This is a genomic window from Amycolatopsis sp. (assembly GCF_025464955.1).
Taxonomy (GTDB): domain Bacteria; phylum Actinomycetota; class Actinomycetes; order Mycobacteriales; family Pseudonocardiaceae; genus Amycolatopsis.
This window is the reverse complement of the sequence record NZ_JAODNM010000127.1, coordinates 1-19231: the sequence shown is the minus strand read 5'-3', so window position 1 is coordinate 19231 and position 19231 is coordinate 1. Positions and strand designations below refer to the sequence as shown.

Genomic DNA, 19231 nt, shown 5'->3' with positions numbered 1-19231 from the left:
GTCACGGTGTATGTGCCGCCGGATCCACCCGAGGCGGTCGTGTTCGCCGGTGATGGTCAGCTGATCTCGCAGTGGGGCGGCCACCTCGAAGCCGCCGACGTGCCGCCCACCATGATCGTCGGCGTCTGTCGGACAGCCGCTGGGCGATGGGGCTGACGCCGACGAGATCGCCAACGCCATCGTGTTCCTGACCACGGACAAGGCCAGCTACATCACCGGGGCGATCCTCAACGTCGACGGCGGCCGCACCGCAATCTGACTACGGCCGGCCTCCGGACGGGGTGCACCACCCTGGAGATCAGCCGGGTTCTGGTGCACCCCCACGCCATGTGGCGGCTCGTTGGTCATGTGCGTGGTCGCATCGGCTGCCAGTCCGTGTGGCACCCCAACGCGGTGTCGGTCATCTGGTGGTCCACCGCTGCATACTCGTTGCCATGGCTTCATCAGGTCTCCTTGGTCATACAGGGCGTCGACCCGGTGGCGAGGCATGGTGTCGTCGGACGGGGAAGCGCGCCAGGCTTACCCGGCGTCGATGGCCGCGGGTTCGCGGATACAGGGGTGGGGACTGGTTGTGCTCGCGATGACTACCCACCTGCCGGGCCGGTGAAACGCTCAGCGCGGCCTGGTGCGGGTCGGCTCACAGAGTGGGTTCGGATGCCACGTAGGGCAGGCCGGCATGGGTGAGGCGCTGGTGTACCGAGGCATTGTCCCGGGTGAGGAACCGCAGTTCGATGCCGCGGCAACGCGCGACCAGCTGGGCGCGGACGAGGGCGGAGAGGCCGACCGTATCGATCGAGGTGACCGCTGACACATCGAGGGTCAACCGTGTCAGGGTGCCGCGCAGCCGAGTCTCCACCATCTCCGTGAGGGCGGGAACCGAGTCCGCTGTGATCTCGCCGGACGCCGTCAGCAGAACGTGCTGCGCAGTGGGACGGGCGGTGCGCAGCGTCAGCGACGCCGTGACGCGGTCCGGTTTGTCGGTGATCATGATCGTGTACCTCCCTCTCCGGTGAGCAAGTCGCGGACCGCGCCATGTCGATCTCGCTGCTCGACCCGTTTCCCGAAGGAGGTACCCCGCGAGACAGTGTCGTACACCGTGCTCGGGGTTGCCGCGGCGATCATCGGCGCCTCAGCACGGGCAGGACGAACTCTTCATCGACGTGTTCGACCAGGCAGTCCAACGCCTCGTGGCCGAGGGGGCGCCGATGGACGTCCCAAACGTCGCGCGGCGCCTCCGGCGCCCGGTGCCGCCAATGCACCGCGAGCACCTGGCCACCGCGTCGCAGGGCGGTGACCGATCGCTCGATTGTCTCCGTCAGCCCTTCGTCACCCAGGTAGTACAGGATCTCGCTGTACACCAGCAGATCCACCGGTTGAGCAGGCAGTGCCGCCGGCATCGCACCGACCCGGATGTCCACATGCGACAACCCGGTGGTCTCGGCACGAGCGCGCTGCACCGCGATGGGCACCGGATCGAACGCGACCTGCCGCCCCAAGGCGGCTAGCGCGGACCAACGACCGATCGTGTCACCGTCGCCCGGCTGGGGAAGGGCCAGTCCGGACGTGGCGGCCATGTTGCGGAGCTTCGCGCCGATGACGGCAGCGGTCCTGTCGGAGGCCAGGGGTTTCGGGGGTGCGGATTCCAGCAGTGAGCGCATGGTCAGTACCTCTCGCGTCGACTGTCGATCACGGTGGTACCCAGTTCAACCGGACCCCACACCCTGTTCTCGGGCCTGCTCAGCGGACGTACCGGAGACCGGCCCGAGCGCGGCTGGCCGGCTAGGTTGCCGCGATCGAATCCGGGGTACATCCCGTCGGTGCAGTCAGGAGCCGGGAGGGCGAGAATGGTGGAGCACACTGATGAGTCACCCGACCAGCAGCTCACCCGCAACATCAGCGACTTGCTCGGTGAGCTGCGGGTCGCGCAGGCGGGAGTCCAGATCCTCTTCGGTTTCCTGCTCTCGGTGGTCTTCACCGCCCAGTACCGAGCCGCCAGCGGCTTCGAGAAGTCCTTACATCTGTCCGCTGTCCTGCTGGCGGCGCTCGCGACGGCATTGCTCACGGCACCGGCTGTGTGGCATCGGATCCTGTTCCGTCAAGGCCGGCGCGCCGACATCCTGCGGGTCGGAAACCGGATGGTGCTCATCGGTCTGGTTTGTCTGTCGGGTGCGATCACGGTGACAGTGGCGTTGATCGCCCTCGTCGTCTTCGGGTCTCTCGCCATGGTCATCTGCTCGGTAGTCGTGTGCGGCCTCTTCGGCGGACTCTGGTTTGTCCTTCCGTTCCTGCTAAGACGTGGGCCCGCGTGACACCCCGTCAAACCCGTGGTGTTCACCGGCGAGGAGTACGTTTGCGGGCCAGTGAAACGGGTAAATATGTGGAATGGCAGCAGAAACAGAGCGATTCGTCCTCGTCGGCGGAGGCCCGGCGGCACTGGCGGCAGCCCGCAGCTACCGCGACGCCGGAGCCGTCGGCGAGGTGCTGATGCTCTCGGCGGACACCGAGCCAAGACAACCGCGTCGACCTGCGGCTCGACACCGAGGTGGCCGCAGTTGACTGTGACGCGAAGACGGTCACCACGACGTCCGGCGAGGTGATCTCCTACGCCGCCTGTCTGCTGGCCACCGGCTCCGAGCCCGTCCGCCCACCGATCCCCGGCGCCGACCATCCCGACGTGCTGACCCTGCGCTCCGCCGCCAGCGCCCGTCGACTCCGCGAACGAGCTCAGGGCGTCCGCAGCGCGATCGTCGTCGGCGCCGGGTTCATCGGCTGCGAAGCGGCGGGCTCGCTGTCCCGGCTCGGGCTGCAGGTCACGGTGGTCTGCCAGGAAACCACGCCGCAACGCACGCGACTCGGTTACGAAGCAGGGCACATCTTGCTGCACTGGCTGAAGTCGGCATAACGACCGGCTCCGACTCCGCCGACACCACCATTCGGGCGTGTCCGAGCCCACGGAGCCGTGCCGGCCACGGCCCGTTACGGTCAAGGAGTGCGCGACGATCCCCTGAACCCTTTAGTCATCCGCCGGGCTCGGATAGCCGACGTCCGCAAGATCAAGGCACTGGTCGACTCGGACGCCGGACGGGTGCTCCTGGAGAAGGAGCTCGTCACCCTGTATGAGGACATGCAGGAGTTCTGGGTCGCCGACGACGGTGAAGACGTACTCGGCTGCGGCGCGCTGCATGTGCTGTGGGAGGACCTGGCCGAGCTCCGCACGGTCGCGGTCGACAAGGCCGCGCGCGGCCGGGGTGTGGGTCACGCGCTCGTCGACAGGCTGGTCGGCCTCGCGCGGGAACTTGGGTTACAGCGGCTTTTCGTACTGACCTTCGAGACGCATTTCTTCGCCGGGCACGGTTTCGTGGAAATCGACGGGACGCCGGTGTCCCAGGAGGTCTACGAAGAAATGCGGCGTTCGCTCGACACCGGGGTCGCCGAGTTCCTCGATCTGCCCTACGCCAAGCCGAACATCCTCGGCAATTCCCGGATGCTGCTGGAGCTCTGACCAGCCGGAAGGCAAAAGGGACTTTTCGCGCATTCGGCGCAGTTGACCTTTTTTCACGGACTTTGGCGACGCAAATAGGACAATTAATCCCGGCTTGATAGCGGAACCGGGAGAGGGTTAGCTACGTCGAAAAGCCGTGATTGATCCGCCGAACCCGAGGTCGCCGTGGACGTGAACGAGCCTTCCCCCGCTCTGACGATGGACGCCGCCGAACTCGGCCGCCGAGCCGAGGAAGCCAAGGTGAAGCTCCAGCACGTCGCCAGCACGATGACGAGCAGGGACGGCGCCGCGACGGTTACGGTCAACGCCAGCGGCGCCCTGCAGCAGCTGTCCTTCACTCCCCGAGCGCGCGAGGTCTCCCACGCGCAACTGGCCGCTTCGGTGCTCGCCACTGTCAAACGCGCACAGCTCGAGGCGGCCAAGCAGGTCACCGCGGTGATGGCGCCCCTGATCGGGGACAACAGCGAAGCCATGCACTTCCTCGAGGAACAGATCCCCGAGCCCGAGATCCCCGACGAGCCGGTGGATCCCCGCTCCGAGGCCTTCCGGCCGCCGGAGCAGCCCGCACCACCCGCACCGCCTCGGAGCGGCCCGCCCGCACCCGGCCGTTCGCCCGCGCCGCCGGCGCCGCCGGCGCGTCCCGCCCGGCCTCGTCCGGCGGACGACGACGATGACGACTCGGGCGCCGGTTCCATCCTGCGAAGGAGTTGGTAGTGAGTTCACTCGCTGGGGGCTTCGAGGTTCAGCCTGATGCCCTGACCGCACACGAAAACGAGCTGCGGCAGATCGCCGACCAGGTGAAGGCCTCGATCGACGCCTCCGGCTCGGCGCAGGCCGCGCTCGACCTCAACGCGTTCGGCCTGGTCGGCCAGCTCTTCGCCCTCCCGATCCAGGGCTGGATCACCACCGCGAGCGACTTCCTCAACCAGGCGGCCGCGGCCGGACAGGACGTCGCGGACAAACTCAAGAACGCGAACGAGGCCATCGGCGACAACGAGGACAAGACCGTGGCGCTCCTCGACTCCGTGGGCAAGGGAGTCCTGTAATGAGTGAGACGGATACCAAGGAAAACCCGCTCGTCGCAAAGCCGGTCGAGGCCAAGGGACTGAGCGCCGCGACTACCGGCTCCGGCATCTTCAGCGACGTCGCCTCGACGATCAACGACGCCAGCGATCCGGGCTGGGGTCTCGCGCTCGACGTCGGCACCGATGCGCTCGACCTGCTCGGCGCCGCAATGGACCCGCTGGGCACGCTGGCCGGCGCCGGGGTCGGCTGGCTCATCGAGCACATCAGCTTCCTCAAGGAGGGCCTGGACAAACTCGCCGGCAACCCGGATGAGGTAACCGCGAAATCCGTGACCTGGAACAACATCTCCAAGGACCTCACCGCGTGTGCCGACACCTACGAGAAGTCCGCTGCCACGCTCGCCCAGACGCACAAGGGGGACGCCTCCAACGCGTACCAGGCAACCGCGAAGAGCTATGCCGACACGCTGCGCGCGGCGTCTGGCCACGCCGGTGAGGCGTCCACCGCGCTCACTGTCGGCGCGGCACTGGTCGGCACCGAACGCGGCCTGATCCGCGACCTGATCTCGTCGTTCGTCGGCGACCTGATCATCAAGGCCGTCGCCGCACTGGCGACGTCTTGGTGCTCGTTCGGCGCTTCGGTCGCGGCCTTCATCGCCGATACCGTGTTGGAGGGCGCCGCACTGGCGGAAAAGATCGGCACCAAGATCGCCAAGGTGGTGGAAAAGCTCGAAACCCTCGCCCAGGGCGCAGGCAAGTCCAAGACCGCGATCGAGGCCGCCGCCAACGGCCTCAAGAAGGCGGGCAAGAGCGTCGACTCGATCGCGGACAAGGGCCTCAACGCCGCCGCGAAGATCGACTCCAAAGCGAACGAGCTCACGGACGCCGCAGCAGCAGCCAAGAAGGTCCCGCTGGTCGAGCGGGCAAGCACCAAGGCCGAGGAGTGGAAGGACGCGACCAAGACCAACTTCGTGGACAAGCCACTGGACAAGATCGACGACGCGACCGAAGCGGCGAAAGCCAAGCTGGGCCTCAAGGATGAGGACAGCTGGACCAAGGCCACCACGGACCGGCTCACCGGCAAGGACAGCCCCGGCGAGAAGTACTCCGACGGCGGACGGCAGGCCCTGAGCGGGGAAAAGTGGGTCGGCGCGATCAAGGACCGGATCGGTGGGCAGGAATTCCACGCCCCCGCTTGGAGTAAGGCGGACACGGTCGGCGCGGCGACCGAGGCTTCACGGCAGGAGCACGAGAACATCAACCGGCAGAAGGAGACCCAGGGCATCTCCAACGAGAAACGAGAAGCCGCTGAGAAGAAGAGCGACTCCCCAGCCGCCACCGAATAGGACGACAGGAGAATCGCCGAAGCCATGGCAGCTCACGACGAGGTCGCTCGCGCCAATTTCGCCGGGCGCCTACATCCCTCCCAGCGACGGTTGGTCACCTCGGGCACCGGGTTCGGGAAATTTCTTCTCGTGCTCTTTGTACTCGGAGCGATCCTCACCCTGTTCTCAAGTCACGATGCCGGCGCGTGGGGGTGGTTCGCCGCGGCGCTACTTCTCGTCGGTGGGCTGTGGATAGCGGGTCGCCCCATGCTTGAGGTCCTGCTCGGAACGGTCCGTTCCACCCACGGCTGGACCAACCTCGACGTCGACGTCCAGCAGCGCGGCGACTCGTCCGCGGGCAGCCGCGGAAGGGTCCACTACCGCGTCAACATCGGCACCCGGACCTTCGACGTCGACCGGGATGTCTACGTCACCATCCAAGCGGGCCAGGACAACACGGCGTTCTTCACCCCGATCACCCACCGGGTCATCAATGTGGTGCCGACACAGCAGTGAAGCCCCGGGGCCGCACGGCTATTCCTCTTCGTCGTCCGGTTCCTCCGGCGAGTCGCCACCGCCGCGGATCAGGTACAGCACGGAGTCCAGCTCGTCAGGCTTGATCAGCACGTCACGCGCCTTGGAACCCTCGGACGGCCCGACCACGCCGCGACTTTCCAGCAGATCCATCAGGCGACCTGCCTTGGCAAAGCCGACCCGTAGCTTGCGCTGCAGCATCGACGTCGAGCCGAACTGCGAGGTCACGATGAGCTCGGTGGCCTGCAAGAGGATGTCGAGGTCGTCACCGATGTCGGCGTCGACCTCCTTCTTCTCCCCGGCCTTCTGCGCGGTGACGCCGTCCTGGTACTCCGGCTGCGCCTGGTCCTTGGCGAAGTTGACGACGGCGGCGATCTCCTCGTCGCTGACGTACGCGCCCTGCACCCGGACCGGCTTGCCGGCGCCCATCGGCAGGTAGAGCGCGTCACCCATGCCGATCAGCTTCTCCGCGCCCGGCTGGTCGAGGATGACCCGTGAGTCCGTCAGCGACGACGTCGCGAACGACAGCCGTGACGGCACGTTGGTCTTGATCAGCCCGGTCACGACGTCGACCGACGGCCGCTGGGTGGCCAGCACGAGGTGGATTCCGGCCGCGCGGGCCTTCTGCGTGATCCGGACGATCGCGTCCTCGACGTCGCGCGGGGCGGTCATCATCAGGTCGGCGAGCTCGTCGACGATGGCCATGATGTACGGGTACGGCTTGTAGATCCGCTCGCTGCCCGGGGGCGCGGTGATTTCGCCGGACTTCACCTTCTTGTTGAAGTCGTCGATGTGGCGGACCTTGTTGACCTGCATGTCCTGGTAGCGCTGCTCCATCTCCTCCACCAGCCAGGCCAGCGCCGCGGCGGCCTTCTTCGGCTGGGTGATGATGGGCGTGATCAGGTGCGGGATGCCCTCGTACGGGGTCAGCTCGACCATCTTCGGGTCGATCAGGATCATCCGGCACTCGTCCGGAGTCGCCCTGGCCAGCAGCGAGACGAGCATCGAGTTGACGAAGCTCGACTTGCCGGAACCGGTGGACCCGGCGACCAGCAGATGGGGCATCTTCGTCAGGTTCGCGGTGACGAAATGGCCTTCGATGTCCTTACCGAGCCCGACCAACATCGGGTGGGTGTCCTTGACCGTGGACGGCGCGCGCAGCACGTCGCCGAGGCGGACCATCTCGCGGTCCGAGTTCGGCACCTCGATGCCGACCGCGGACTTGCCGGGGATCGGCGCGAGCAGGCGGACGTTGTCGGTGGCGACGGCGTAGGCGATGTTCTTGGTCAGCGCGGTGATCTTCTCGACCTTCACGCCCGGCCCGAGTTCGACCTCGTAGCGGGTGACCGTCGGCCCGCGGGTGAACCCGGTGACCTGGGCGTCGATGCTGAACTGGTCGAGTACCCCGGTGATGGCCTCGATCATCAGGTCGTTGGCCTTGCTGCGGGTCTTCGGGACGTCCCCGAGGGTCAGCAGGTCGGGCGAGGGCAGCTTGTAGTCGCCCTCGACCGTGCGAGTGACCGCGAGCGCCGGCTCGACCTTCTTGGCTTTCTTCTCCGGCACGTCGGACGGCTTGACCTTGGGCGGCCGGGTCGGCATCGGCGGCTCGGCGAGCGCGGCCTCGATGTCGAGTTCCTGCTGCTCGCCGTCGCTTTCACCGGCCGCGGCCTGACGTCGGCGCGAGGGCTTGCGGAGCCGGACGGCCTTCGGATCGGCCTCGGTGACGGCGTCGCGCTCGGCGGCGATGGCGTCACGCTCGGCCTGGGCTTCCTCGATCTCTTCCTCGTCGAGGCCCCAGTTGCGCAGCCGGTGCGGGATCTCGCGGACGGGGGTTCCGGTGAACACGAGCACCCCGAAGATCAGCGCGATGACCAGCAGTGGGACCGCGACCCAGGTGGTCACGCCCTTGACCAGCAGCCCACCGGAGAAGGAGCCGATGACGCCACCGGCGTACATCCGGTCCGCGTGGCCGTCGGGGAGGTTGTTGAAGATGTGCAGCAGGCCGAGGACCGACAGGACACCCAGCAGCGAGCCGATCACCATCCGGGGCCGGGTCTCGGGACGGGGCTCCGACCGCATCAGCGCGACCCCGATGACGATCAGCACCAGCGGCAGCGTGACCGCGCCGGCGCCCAGGACCGTCCGGGTGGCGATCTCGACGCCGTACCCGATCGGACCGGCCGCACGCCACCAGACGCCGACCGCGGCGATGATCGCGATCGCGACGAGGCCGAGCGCCAAGCCGTCTCGGCGGTGTTCGGCTTCGAGCTCACGGGTGCGCCCGACCGTGCGGGCAAGGCTTCCGGTGCCTTTGGCGAGGAGGCTCCAGCCGCCGCGCACGGCCCGGCCGAAGGTGCCCTGCTTGCGGCGCGGAGCGGGCCTGCGGGCCGGTGCCCTGGCGGCGCCGGACCGGGGTTTGGCCGGTGCCGAACGGGGTTTCGTGGAGGTACGAGGTTTCCGCGCCGGCCCTTTGCCGCCGCTTCCCGCTGATCCCCGTCTCGTAGCCGCCGACCCACTTGCCATACGTCCACGGTAGCCGCCCGGGCCGTTTCGTCACATCTGCCACTCGCAGCGCACCCGAAACATTTGTCACTGGAGAACCTCGGACACGCTCTTGGAGCGGCTATTCGGGTGAACTCGGTGTCGTGGGATGCTTCGGCCCATGTTTGCGCCGAATCGGGACCGGGTCACGCCGCCACGCCGCTCCCCCGCGATCTGGCGGACGATGTTGACCATCGACCGCGGCCTGGTCAACTTTCTGGGCCACCTCAAGATCACCGGAGAAGTGCCCGCCGACCTGCGGAAACAGCCACTGCTGATGACGCCGAACCATATCGGCAACTTCGACCCGTTCGTGATGATGGCGGCCTGCAAGCGGATCGGTATCAACCCCCGGTTCCTGCTGGCAGGCGGGATCCTCGACGCGCCGGTGATCGGCCGCGCGCTGCGGGCGAGCGGGCATCTCCGCATCGACCGGGCCGAGGCGAGCACGGCGGTCGGGCAGTTCAGCGAGGCCGTCGAGGCGCTGCGCACCTCGCGGGACCCGATCGTCGTCTATCCGGAGGGCCGGATCAGCCACGATCCAGGGCTGTGGCCGGAGCGCGGCAAGACCGGGGCGGCGCGGCTGGCGCTGGCGGCCGGAGTGCCGGTGGTCCCGATCAGCCAGTGGGGCGCGCACGAGATCGTCTACTGGGGCACCGAGGTCGTCAACGGCCCGGCCGACCTGCTGCCCTTGGCCCGGTCCGGACTCACCGCGCCGTTGCGGCGGCCGACGTTGCGGGTGCATTTCGGCAAGCCGGTGGACCTCTCCGACATCGACCCGCAGCGCCCCGGAGCCGGGGTACGCGCCCACGCGAAGATCATGCAGGCGATCACCGACGGCCTCGAGCCGCTGCGCCGCGACGAGCCGGACGTCCCGCGGTTCAAGGACCCCACCCGCCCGACCGACACGAAGAGCCCCTGGCGCCCCTGAAATCCGGAATGAAGTCCGGGATGTGGACGGGGAAGCGACCGGACGGCGACGTGCCTAGGGTCTGGGGGGTGAGCACACGAATCGTCGTCGTCTACTACAGCGCCACGGGCAACACCGCGCAGCTCGCCGAGTCGCTGGCGAAGGGCGCCAGCGAAAGCGGCGCCGAGGTCCGGCTGCGCACGGTGGCCGAAACCGCCCCGCCCGAGGCGATCGCGAGCAACCCGCGATGGCAGGCGCGCGTCGACGCCGGTCCGCACGCTGAGGTGGCGACGCTCGACGACCTCGAGTGGGCCGACGGCTACGCGTTCGGCAGCCCGACCCGGTTCGGCGGCCCGGCCGGCCAGTTGAAGTCCTTTTTGGACACTACGGGTGGCTTGTGGGCAAAGGGAAAGCTCGCCGACAAGGTCGCGACCTCGTTCACCACGGCGTCCACCACGCACGGCGGCCTGGAGTCGACCGTGCTGGCAATCAACAACATCTTCTATCACTGGGGCTCGATCGTGCTGCCGCTCGGCTACGACGATCCGCATCTGAAGGAGTCCGGCAATCCCTACGGCGGGTCGTGGGTCTCCCGCAAGTCGGCGAGCCCGGACGACCTTGCGTTGGGAGCGCTCGAACTCCAGGGCGCGCGGCTGGCGAAGATCGCCGGGTACGTCGCCGCGGGACTCCGCAGCGAGTAGTCAAAACCCTTCGACCGAGACCTTCACCAGCACTTACTCTCTCGGCGTGACCACTGAAGTCTCCCGCGCGCGGCCGTCATCGCATCGCGGGCGCGGCACCACGTTGATCCTGACCGCCTCGGCGTTGTTCGGCATCTCGGGTCCGCTCGGCAAGCCGGCGATGGCGGCCGGTCTGACCCCCTAACGGGTTTCCGCGGCGAGGTTGGCGCTGTCCGCGGCGGCACTGCTCGTCGGTGTCGCTTTGGGTAGGCCGGCGCTGCTTCGCGTGCGACGTGGACACGGGACTGCTGATCGGTTACGGACTGATCGGAGTGGGCGGAGTCCAGCTGCTCTACTTCGTTGCGACGTCGAGGATCCCGGTCGGGGTCGCGATCCTGCTCGTGTACACCTCACCCGTCGTCATCGCGCTGTGGACGCGGTTTGTGCGCAAAGTGCCGCTGCCGCGCTTGCTGTGGGTGGGGATCGCGCTCGCGATGGTGGGACTGGCGCTGGTCGCGCAGGTGGGCACCGGGGCACGCCTCGTCGTCTGCGGCCCTTTCTCCTGGCCAGCAGTTGCGTTGATCCCTCGAAGGTTGGGGTCAACCGGCGCGCTGTACCCCGGCACTACAGCTGGCTGCGTGGGCGGTGCCCCGGGTGCAGCGGAGCTAGGCGTGGCGTTGGGCGCAGGGCTCGGAGGCCCCGGCGGCGTGTCCGGCATGATCGACAGTCTCCCCTGAATCTGACATCAGCTACTCACGAGTACAGACCTGCTGCACAAAGTCACCATACGAGACCCGGCTACGAGTCTCCTTGAATTCGGCGAAGTCACCCCGCACCACGGGGAGCTGACTGACTCACTACGAACCGTCGTCCGTCCAGTCGGTCTCGGAGAAGTCTTCGTCGTCGACTGCAGGTCGAGGACGACGAGCTCGCGGTGGATTTGGGGCGGTTGGTGGCGTGGGCTCGGCGTCTGCTGCGGCCGGCACCGCCTCGCCGCCGTCCGCTGCGGTCATGCTGCTGTCCGGCTGGTCAGTACCGAGCGCTTCGGGCTCAGGTGTGCCGTTCGGCCAGATGCACGGCGAGGTCGAGACGATGAACAGCTCGCCGCCGTCATTGGACTTCAGCGTCATACGGAACCCGTCGGCGTTGTGCTCGCCCAGGAGGAACTCGGTCGGCGGGGTGTTGTCCAGCACGCGGAAGTTGTGGCTCTGCCACCATGTCTTGACCGCATCGAAGTAGCTGGGGATCTTCGCCTTATCGAGCCCGAGCACCTGATAGGTGCGGGTGGCGAGCACGCGGCCCTTGGCACCGTTGTCGCTCGGGTCCGAGCAGTCGCCCTGCTCCTCGGAGTACGTCAGCTTGTACTCGGAGTTCGGCGGGAGCGCCTCGCGCACCTGAGTGGCGTAGTCCTCGACGCGTCGGTTTGCTTCCGCCGAGGTGATCGTGGGCTGCATATCGTGTCCTCCTGAACCGCTGCCGCATGCAGTAGTGACCGTCAGAATGGCCAGGCAGGTCACCAGCATCGACTTCGAACGAGCGCGCATGGACCGATCCTTCCTGGCTAGTAGGTGGGCTTACCCGCGATGACGCGACCCATGTTGTCCAGCGCCTTGTTACCCGGATCCCAGTACATCGAGTGCGCGGCGGGATTGAATCCGCCTTCGTACCAGGGTCCCTCGGTGGTCTGGGTCGGGTCGGTGGGCCCGGAGCTGAAGGTGTTCGCGTCGGGGAAGTTCTGCGGCTCGACACCCAGGACCGGAGCCAGCCGGATCGGGTCGTGCTGGTCGATCGTGGAGTGCACGTGGTCAGCGGGGAGCCCGAGGTCGGTGGCTTTGTCAACGCCGACGCCGGGGCTGGCGACGAGCACGATGTCGTTGACGTCGAGGTGCTCGTCGCGGGCGGTGTGCCCGACCACCGTCGTGCCGTAGCTGTGCCCGACCAGCGTGTTGTGCGACGGGACACCGTCGTGAGTTGCCCGCAGGCCGTCTTGGAACCCGGCCAGGTCCTTCTTCGCGCCGTCGGCATAGCTCTCGCTCATCGCGTCGGGGACGATGTTGTTCGGCGCGTCATAGCCGACCCAGGCCACGACCGCAGTCGACGGAGAGCCCGCGTCGCTCGCGGAGGCAACCATGCGGTCCGCGCGAATCATCTCCCGGTCCATCCCGTCCAGGCCAGCACCTGTGCCGGGGACGTAGGTGGCGACGTTGGTCGCGGTGTCGGGGTTGCCGATCGACACGATCCCCTTACCGTCCCCGCTTGTGTCGAACCCGATCAAGAATGCTGGCTTCCCTCCGGGCCCAGTCGTATTGAGCCTGTTCTCGATGTCGTGCAGGCCGTTGAGCTTGCCGGTGATCGCGTCCAGCTCGGCTTTGCCCGGCCAGTCGCTCTGGTTGTTCGCGTGCGGGTCGTTGGGGTTCATCCTGGCCAGCTCACTGGCCTGGGCCTGCAGCTTCTCGATCTCACGCTGAAGAACAGCGCGGTTCGCTGAGTCGCGGTCGACGGTGGGGACGCCGTCGAGGTTGCGGACCATGTCCGGCTGATCACGCAGGATCGCGCCCTGCGCGGTGGCCGACAGACTGTCCCACCACGCCTTGTTCTCCTGCGGCGTGCCCCCTTGCGGCGGCCCGATCGTCGACAGGCCACCCTGGCTGGTCCCGGCGTCGGCGGCCTGGGCCAGCGTGCCGGCGCCCTGCTCGGTGATCTCCCCGTTGAGGACCTTCGTCAGGATCGACGCCAAGTCGGCGTCGACGTCGGCGGCTTGGCGCAGGATCTGCTCGACCCGGTCGACCAGCTCGACCCGGATCTTGTTCCGCTGCGCGAGGACCTCAGGCGCCAACGGCGGACCCGAGTAGGGCGGGGAACTGATGACACCGGTGCTGCCGATGATCCAGGAGTTCACCCGCGCCAGCTCGTCGGTCTCGGTGACATCGGCGGCGATCCGTTCCACCGCGACCTGCGCCTCGTGCGCGCCTCGCCGCACGGCGGAGGCTTCGGCGACGCGCTGCTCGAGCATCGCGACCAGAGTGCTGCCGCGACCCATCGCCGCGGAGGCGGCGTCGCCGGTCCAGTTGTCCAGCTTCGCCGACGCCTCGACATCGTCGTTGAGCGCCACCAGCTGGGTGCAACGCTGGTTAAGCGCGTCCGCGACACTCCCGATCGCAGCCGCGTTCCACTCGCGGAGGTCACCCCAGGACACCATCAGATCGCCTTCGGCCCAGCGTGGACGGCGGCGGTGTGCAGGTCAGCGGCCGCGGCGTCGTCGTTGGCCTGGTAGTTCTTGACCGCGGAAGCGAGCTGGGCGGAGTACGCGTCGGTGTTCTTCACCCAATCGGCCAGCTCGCTAGTCCACATCTCACCGACCATGCGGGCCGCGTCGACCGACGCCCCGCCGGGGAGTCCTTGCGCTACACCTGCCAGCGTGTCGCCCAGGTCGACGGGGCGTACCCCATCGGCTGCCCGGCCTGCGGCTTTCGACGCGGCGGTGAGCCCGTCGAGGACAACCTTGTACCCAATACTCATAGCGCGCCCCTCCCCGAGCGTGGTCACTCGATGACACTATGACGCACAAACAGGGGCAACGGCTCCACCCATGCCGGAAGATGAGTACAAATACTCAGCTCCGGCCAGGCAGAAGCCAGACCGGAGCTGAGTACCGTCGGCAGCCAAACATGCTGACCAGGTCAAATGGGGCCTAAGAGTCGATTACCCCATGTCGGAACTTGACTAAGGTGGCCTTGAGGGGGCGCTGAAGGGCTAGACCGGGATGACGGTCGGGACGATCATCGGCCGGCGACGGTAGGTGTCGGCGACCCAACGGCCGACGACGCGGCGCACGGCCTGCGCGATGCGGTGGGTGTCGGTGACGCCCTCGAGCTCGAGCCGGGAAAGTTCGTTCTCCACCAGCGGCACTACGGCCTCGAGGGCCTTGGGGTCGTCGGAGAAGCCGCGGCCGGAGACCTTCGGCGCGGTGACCGCGCGGCCGGTCTTGCCGTCGATCGCGACGCTGATCGAGATGAACCCGCCCTCGCCGAGCACCAGGCGATCGGACAGGGTCGACTCGCCGACGTCACCGACGGACAGACCGTCGACGTAGACGTAGCCGACCTCGACTCGGCCGGTCAGCCTGGCCTGGCCGTCGACGAGGTCGACGACCACGCCGTCCTCGGCGATCACGACGTTCTCCGGCGCGACGCCGGTGCGGATCGCGAGGTTCGCGTTGGCGACCAGGTGCTTCCACTCGCCGTGCACCGGCATGACGTTGCTCGGGCGCACCGCGTTGTACAGGTACAGCAGCTCGCCCGCCGAGGCGTGCCCGGACACGTGCACCTTGGCGTTGCCCTGGTGGACGACGTTCGCGCCGAGGCGGACCAGGCCGTTGACAACGCCGAAGACGGACGTCTCGTTGCCCGGCACGATGGAGCTGGCCAGGACGACGGTGTCGCCCGCGCGGATCGAGATGTTGCGGTGCTCGCCGCGCGCCATCCGCGACAGCGCGGACAGCGGCTCGCCCTGCGAACCGGTGGAGACGAACAGCACCTTGCTCTCGGGCAGCGAGCTCGCCTGGTCGAGGTCGACGAGCAGGCCCGGCGGGATCTGCAGCAGACCGAGGTCCGCGGCGATTCCCATGTTGCGGACCATCGAGCGGCCGACGAAGGCCACCCGCCTGCCGTGCCGGACGGCGACTTCGAGGACCTGCTGGACGCGGTGCACGTGGCTGGCGAAACAGGCCACGATCACGCGCTGGTCGACGCGCCGGATGACGTCGTCGAGTACCGGGCCGATGTCGCGCTCGGCGGTGACGAACCCGGGGACCTCGGCGTTGGTCGAGTCGACGCAGAACAGGTCGACACCCTCGTCACCGAGGCGGGAGAACCCGGCGAGGTCGGTGAGCCTGCCGTCGAGCGGCAGCTGGTCGAGCTTGATGTCGCCGGTGTGCAGCACGACGCCGGCCGGCGTGCGGATCGCGACGGCGATCGCGTCCGGGATGGAGTGGTTGACCGCGAAGAACTCGAGGTCGAAGTGGTTGCCGACCTTGCGCCGCTCCCCCTCCTTGACCTCGATCAGCTTCGGCCGCTGCTTGTGCTCCTTGCACTTCGCCGCGAGCAGCGCGAGGGTGAACCGCGATCCGTAGATCGGCAGGTCCGGCCGCATGCGCAGGAGGAACGGCACCGCGCCGATGTGGTCCTCGTGGCCGTGGGTCAGTACCAGCGCGTCGATGTCGTCGAGGCGGTCCTCGATCGCGCGGAAGTCCGGCAGGATCAGGTCGACGCCGGGCTGCTCGTCCTCGGGGAAGAGCACCCCGCAGTCGACGATCAGGAACCTGCCATCGAACTCGAAGACGGTCATGTTGCGGCCGACCTCGCCGATGCCGCCCAGCGCGACTACGCGCAGACCACCTTCCGGGAGAGCGGGCGGGAGATTGGTCGGGCCGGGGCCTGTTAAGAGTGAGCTCACCTAGGAATGGTCCCTACGCTGGTGTGAGTGGTCGGGGCGACATAAGCCGCCGCCGAGTCGGTCTGGGCAACCCTTGAAGTGTTCCAGTTCTGTGCCGGGGAGTCTTCGAGCGGCACACCGGCCTGGGCGAGGTCGGCGGCGATCGCCTCGACCTGCTCGGCGGTGGCGGCCACGATCGGCAGCCTCGGATCCCCTACGTCGAGCCCGCGCAGCCGCAGCGCGGCCTTGCCGAACGCGACGCCGCCGACCCGGGAAAACGCGCGGTAGACAGGAATCATCCCGCGGTGGTTGGTGCGCGCGGTGGACGTGTCGCCGTTCTCGTAGGCGTCGAGCATCGCGCGGATCCGGCCGGCGACGACATGCCCGACGACGCTGACGACGCCGGCCGCGCCGACGGACAGCCACGGCAGGTTCAGCCCGTCGTCGCCCGAGTAGTAGGCGAGCTGGGTGTTCGCGATGACCTCGCTGCCGGCCAGCAGGTCGCCCTTGGCGTCCTTGACCGCGACGATCCGCGGGTGCTCGGCGAGCCGCAGCAGGGTGTCGACCTCGATCGGGACGATGGACCGCGGCGGGATGTCGTACAGCATCACCGGGAGGCCGCTCGCGTCGGCGACGGCGGTGAAGTGCGCATACAGCCCGGCCTGGCTCGGCCGTGAGTAGTACGGGGTGACCACGAGCACCCCGTGCGCGCCTGCCTTTTCGGCGGCCTGCACCAGGTGCTTGCTGTGCGCGGTGTCATAACTGCCGGCGCCGGTCACGACGGTCGCCCGGTCCCCGACGGCCTCGACGACGGCGCGCACCAGCGCGGCCTTCTCGTCGTCGCTGGTGGTCGGGCTTTCCCCGGTGGTCCCGTTGACCACGAGGCCGTCGTTGCCCAGTTCCACCAGGTGCACGGCGAGTTCCTGCGCGCGCTTGAGGTCCAGGGCGCCGTCGGCGTCGAACGGGGTGACCATCGCGGTGAGTACGCGTCCGAACGGCCTACCCGGCGAGGCGCTGGGGGGAGTGGACGTGGCAGTGGACATGGCACAAACGTTACCTCGTTGGCGTGATGAACCCGGCGACGACCTGGCTGTTCGCCCCGATACCGGAGATTTGCCGGTAGGAACGGGCCGTGGCCGTACTTTCTGCGCCCGCTCAGCCGCTGAAGGTCAAGACGATCAACGCGACGTTCAGGACGATGATCACCGCGGCGACGAGCCAGCCCAGCGTTGTCGTCAACCGGCTGTTGACGTCTTCGCCCATCAGGCCGTCGTCACTGGTGAGGCGGATGAGCGGCGCCAGCGCGAACGGGATACCGAAGGACAGCACGACCTGTGACACCACCAGCGCCTGGCTGGGATCGGCGCCCGCGGCGAGCACCACAAGCGCCGGGATGAGCGTGACGACGCGCCGCAGCAGCAGCGGGATCCGCTTGCGCAGCAGGCCCTGCATGATCATCGCGCCGGCATAGGCGCCGACCGACGTCGAGGCCAGGCCCGACGCGAGCAGCCCGATGGCGAGGAACAGCGCGATACCGGGCCCGAGCGCCTGGCCGACCGCCGCGTGCGCCCCGGCGATGGAATCGACGCCGTCATGGCCCTGCAGGTTGGTGGCGGCGAGCAGGAGCATGCCGAGGTTGACCGCGCCGGCGAGCAGCATCGCGAGGCCGACGTCGAACTTGGTGGCGCGCAGCAGGTCCTTCAGCCGCCGTCCGGTGTGGTGCCCGTGCCGGTCGCGGACCAGGCCCGAATGCAGGTAGACCGCGTGCGGCATGACGGTCGCGCCGAGCATCGCCGCGGCGATCAGCACGCTGTCGCCGCCGTCGAACCGCGGGATGAGGCCGTTCGCGATCGACGAAGCCGACGGCGGCTCGACGAACAGGCTCGCCAGGAAGCCGACGGCGATGACCAGCAGCAGACCGGTGATGACCCGTTCGAAGGTCCGCTGCCCGTTCCGGTCCTGCACCGCCAGCAGGACCATCGACACCACGCCGGTGATGACGCCGCCCACCACCAGCGGGAGTTCGAAGAGCAGGTTCAGCGCGATCGCGCCGCCGACGACCTCCGCGAGGTCCGTGGCGACGGCGACCACCTCGGCCTGCAGCCAGAACGCGATCCGCGTGCGCGGCGACATCCGCTCACGCAGCGCCTCCGGCAGCGACAGGCCGGTGACCAGCCCGAGCTTCGCGGAGAGGTACTGCACCAGCACGGCCATCAGGTTCGCCAGGACGACGACCCACACCAGTAGATAGCCGAACCGCGCGCCGGAGGAGATGTTGGACGCGACGTTGCCCGGGTCGACGTAGGCGATCGCGGCGACAAAGGCTGGGCCAAGGAGAAAAACGAGGCGGCCGGGGCTCGGGGCGGCCGCAGGGGCTCTGTCTACAGTCGCCTCTGCCGTCATCCGGCTATGTTAGCAACTATCGGCATCAATGTTCGATGCATCTAACATATTCGGTCGTGCTGCTTTCGCGCGGGCGGCACAACCGTTCGGACGCTACCGTTGAAGGGTGCCAGACTCCAACAGCAATCCCTCTGTCGAACTCACGACGAACGGAGTGGGCCCGTGGGTCGGCGAGCGCCCCACCGACGACTTCTACGACCCGGAGTTGCTCGAGCGCGGCGACTCCCGCAACGTGATCGATCGCTACCGCTACTGGCGCATGGAGGCGATCGTCACCGACCTGGATGCGCACCGGCATCCGTTTCATGTCGCCATCGAGAACTGGCAGCACGACATGAACATCGGGTCGATCGTGCGAACCGCCAATGCCTTCGCGGCCGACACCGTGCACGTGATCGGCCGCAAGCGATGGAACCGGCGGGGCGCAATGGTCACCGACCGGTACCAGCACATCAGGCATCACGCGACAGTCGCAGACTTCGTCGAGTTCGCACGCGCTGCAGACCTGCCCATCGTCGCTATCGACAACGTCGAGGGCAGCGTCATCATCGAGACGTTCGCGATGCCCACCCGCTGCGTTCTGCTCTTCGGCCAGGAGGGCCCCGGGCTCACGGATGAAGCGATCCAGGCCGCAGACGCGGTCGTGGAGATCAGCCAATTCGGTTCGACCCGTTCGATGAATGCGTCGGCGGCGGCGGCCGTGGCGATGCACGCGTGGGTGGTGCAGCACGTGCCGTTCGGGGCGGGTGCTGTCAGTGCTGCTCGTTCTGCGGGTGCTGCTCGTTCTGCGGCCTCGACTGAATAAAACTCACTGCTAGGCTGGGTCCATGTCTGGGATCGATGACGAGGCTGGCGGTCGCACCGGTTCAGAAGCCGCT

Annotated in this window: 21 protein-coding genes and 1 pseudogene; 13 read left to right on the top strand and 9 right to left on the bottom strand. The window is 67.9% G+C overall.

What is annotated here, in order from left to right:
* The first annotated feature begins 181 nt into the window (after window positions 1–181).
* Window positions 182–259 carry a hypothetical protein gene (locus JWQ81_RS33810; RefSeq protein WP_297547862.1) on the top strand — a complete coding sequence of 26 codons (78 nt, stop codon included), beginning with the start codon at window positions 182–184 and terminating at the stop codon, window positions 257–259.
* Between the two features lie 378 nt (window positions 260–637).
* On the opposite strand, the gene JWQ81_RS33805 is transcribed toward JWQ81_RS33810, so the two are convergent.
* Window positions 638–988, bottom strand: a complete 351-nt coding sequence (locus tag JWQ81_RS33805; protein WP_297547861.1) for an STAS domain-containing protein — start codon at window positions 986–988, stop codon at window positions 638–640.
* Between the two features lie 130 nt (window positions 989–1118).
* On the bottom strand, window positions 1119–1658 hold the full coding sequence (locus JWQ81_RS33800; RefSeq protein ID WP_297547860.1) for a class I SAM-dependent methyltransferase: 540 nt from the start codon (window positions 1656–1658) through the stop codon (window positions 1119–1121).
* A 186-nt stretch (window positions 1659–1844) separates the two neighbouring features.
* On the opposite strand from JWQ81_RS33800, the gene JWQ81_RS33795 reads away from it, so the two are divergent.
* The 8 genes from JWQ81_RS33795 (at window position 1845) to JWQ81_RS33760 (ending at window position 6368) form a co-directional block, all read left to right on the top strand.
* Window positions 1845–2309, top strand: coding sequence for a DUF6328 family protein (locus JWQ81_RS33795; RefSeq protein WP_297547859.1), 465 nt, complete (start codon window positions 1845–1847; stop codon window positions 2307–2309).
* 73 nt (window positions 2310–2382) lie between these two features.
* Complete coding sequence (locus JWQ81_RS33790; protein WP_297547858.1) at window positions 2383–2556, top strand: hypothetical protein; 174 nt, start codon at window positions 2383–2385, stop codon at window positions 2554–2556.
* The gene (locus JWQ81_RS33785; protein WP_297547857.1) at window positions 2543–2902 is read left to right on the top strand and encodes an FAD-dependent oxidoreductase; all 360 of its coding nucleotides are present in this window, start codon (window positions 2543–2545) and stop codon (window positions 2900–2902) included. The genes JWQ81_RS33790 and JWQ81_RS33785 overlap by 14 nt, the downstream gene beginning before the upstream one ends.
* Before the next feature lie 87 nt (window positions 2903–2989).
* Window positions 2990–3502 carry an amino-acid N-acetyltransferase gene (locus JWQ81_RS33780; protein WP_297547856.1) on the top strand — a complete coding sequence of 171 codons (513 nt, stop codon included), beginning with the start codon at window positions 2990–2992 and terminating at the stop codon, window positions 3500–3502.
* A 171-nt stretch (window positions 3503–3673) separates the two neighbouring features.
* The gene (locus JWQ81_RS33775) at window positions 3674–4216 is read left to right on the top strand and encodes a YbaB/EbfC family nucleoid-associated protein (RefSeq protein ID WP_297547855.1); all 543 of its coding nucleotides are present in this window, start codon (window positions 3674–3676) and stop codon (window positions 4214–4216) included.
* The gene (locus JWQ81_RS33770) at window positions 4216–4548 is read left to right on the top strand and encodes a type VII secretion target (protein ID WP_297547854.1); all 333 of its coding nucleotides are present in this window, start codon (window positions 4216–4218) and stop codon (window positions 4546–4548) included. The genes JWQ81_RS33775 and JWQ81_RS33770 overlap by 1 nt, the downstream gene beginning before the upstream one ends.
* Window positions 4548–5873: a hypothetical protein gene (locus JWQ81_RS33765; RefSeq protein ID WP_297547853.1), complete on the top strand. Its 1326-nt coding sequence runs from the start codon at window positions 4548–4550 to the stop codon at window positions 5871–5873. Before JWQ81_RS33770 ends, JWQ81_RS33765 begins: the two co-directional genes overlap by 1 nt.
* Window positions 5874–5897: 24 nt before the next feature.
* Window positions 5898–6368 (top strand): hypothetical protein, encoded by a 471-nt coding sequence (locus JWQ81_RS33760; RefSeq protein WP_297547852.1) that lies wholly within the window; start codon window positions 5898–5900, stop codon window positions 6366–6368.
* Window positions 6369–6386: 18 nt separating this feature from the next.
* Here the strand turns inward: JWQ81_RS33760 and JWQ81_RS33755 are convergent, their stop codons facing one another.
* A complete protein-coding gene (locus tag JWQ81_RS33755) occupies window positions 6387–8909 on the bottom strand; it encodes a DNA translocase FtsK (RefSeq protein ID WP_297547851.1) in 2523 nt (840 codons plus the stop codon).
* A 139-nt stretch (window positions 8910–9048) separates the two neighbouring features.
* Between JWQ81_RS33755 and JWQ81_RS33750 the strand changes: the two genes are divergently transcribed.
* The 3 genes and pseudogenes from JWQ81_RS33750 to JWQ81_RS33740 form a co-directional block, all read left to right on the top strand.
* Window positions 9049–9858, top strand: coding sequence for a 1-acyl-sn-glycerol-3-phosphate acyltransferase (locus tag JWQ81_RS33750; protein WP_297547850.1), 810 nt, complete (start codon window positions 9049–9051; stop codon window positions 9856–9858).
* A 68-nt stretch (window positions 9859–9926) separates the two neighbouring features.
* On the top strand, window positions 9927–10538 hold the full coding sequence (gene wrbA / locus JWQ81_RS33745; RefSeq protein WP_297547849.1) for an NAD(P)H:quinone oxidoreductase: 612 nt from the start codon (window positions 9927–9929) through the stop codon (window positions 10536–10538).
* 46 nt (window positions 10539–10584) lie between these two features.
* Window positions 10585–11041, top strand: a pseudogene (locus tag JWQ81_RS33740) (DMT family transporter); the annotation flags it as partial.
* A 333-nt stretch (window positions 11042–11374) separates the two neighbouring features.
* On the opposite strand, the gene JWQ81_RS33735 reads toward JWQ81_RS33740, so the two are convergent.
* The 6 genes from JWQ81_RS33735 to JWQ81_RS33710 all read right to left on the bottom strand — a co-directional run bounded on the left by JWQ81_RS33735 (window position 11375) and on the right by JWQ81_RS33710 (window position 18353).
* Window positions 11375–11971: a hypothetical protein gene (locus tag JWQ81_RS33735; protein WP_297547848.1), complete on the bottom strand. Its 597-nt coding sequence runs from the start codon at window positions 11969–11971 to the stop codon at window positions 11375–11377.
* Between the two features lie 107 nt (window positions 11972–12078).
* Window positions 12079–13716: an alpha/beta hydrolase gene (locus JWQ81_RS33730; RefSeq protein WP_297547847.1), complete on the bottom strand. Its 1638-nt coding sequence runs from the start codon at window positions 13714–13716 to the stop codon at window positions 12079–12081.
* A complete protein-coding gene (locus tag JWQ81_RS33725) occupies window positions 13716–14036 on the bottom strand; it encodes a hypothetical protein (protein WP_297547846.1) in 321 nt (106 codons plus the stop codon). The genes JWQ81_RS33730 and JWQ81_RS33725 overlap by 1 nt, the downstream gene beginning before the upstream one ends.
* 234 nt (window positions 14037–14270) lie before the next feature.
* Window positions 14271–15971 carry a ribonuclease J gene (locus JWQ81_RS33720; RefSeq protein ID WP_297547845.1) on the bottom strand — a complete coding sequence of 567 codons (1701 nt, stop codon included), beginning with the start codon at window positions 15969–15971 and terminating at the stop codon, window positions 14271–14273.
* Window positions 15968–16993 (bottom strand): 4-hydroxy-tetrahydrodipicolinate synthase, encoded by a 1026-nt coding sequence (dapA, locus tag JWQ81_RS33715; protein WP_297547844.1) that lies wholly within the window; start codon window positions 16991–16993, stop codon window positions 15968–15970. Before dapA ends, JWQ81_RS33720 begins: the two co-directional genes overlap by 4 nt.
* Before the next feature lie 112 nt (window positions 16994–17105).
* Window positions 17106–18353, bottom strand: coding sequence for an Nramp family divalent metal transporter (locus JWQ81_RS33710; protein WP_297547843.1), 1248 nt, complete (start codon window positions 18351–18353; stop codon window positions 17106–17108).
* 106 nt (window positions 18354–18459) lie between these two features.
* Between JWQ81_RS33710 and JWQ81_RS33705 the strand changes: the two genes are divergently transcribed.
* Window positions 18460–19158: a TrmH family RNA methyltransferase gene (locus JWQ81_RS33705; RefSeq protein WP_297547842.1), complete on the top strand. Its 699-nt coding sequence runs from the start codon at window positions 18460–18462 to the stop codon at window positions 19156–19158.
* Window positions 19159–19231: the final 73 nt, after the last annotated feature.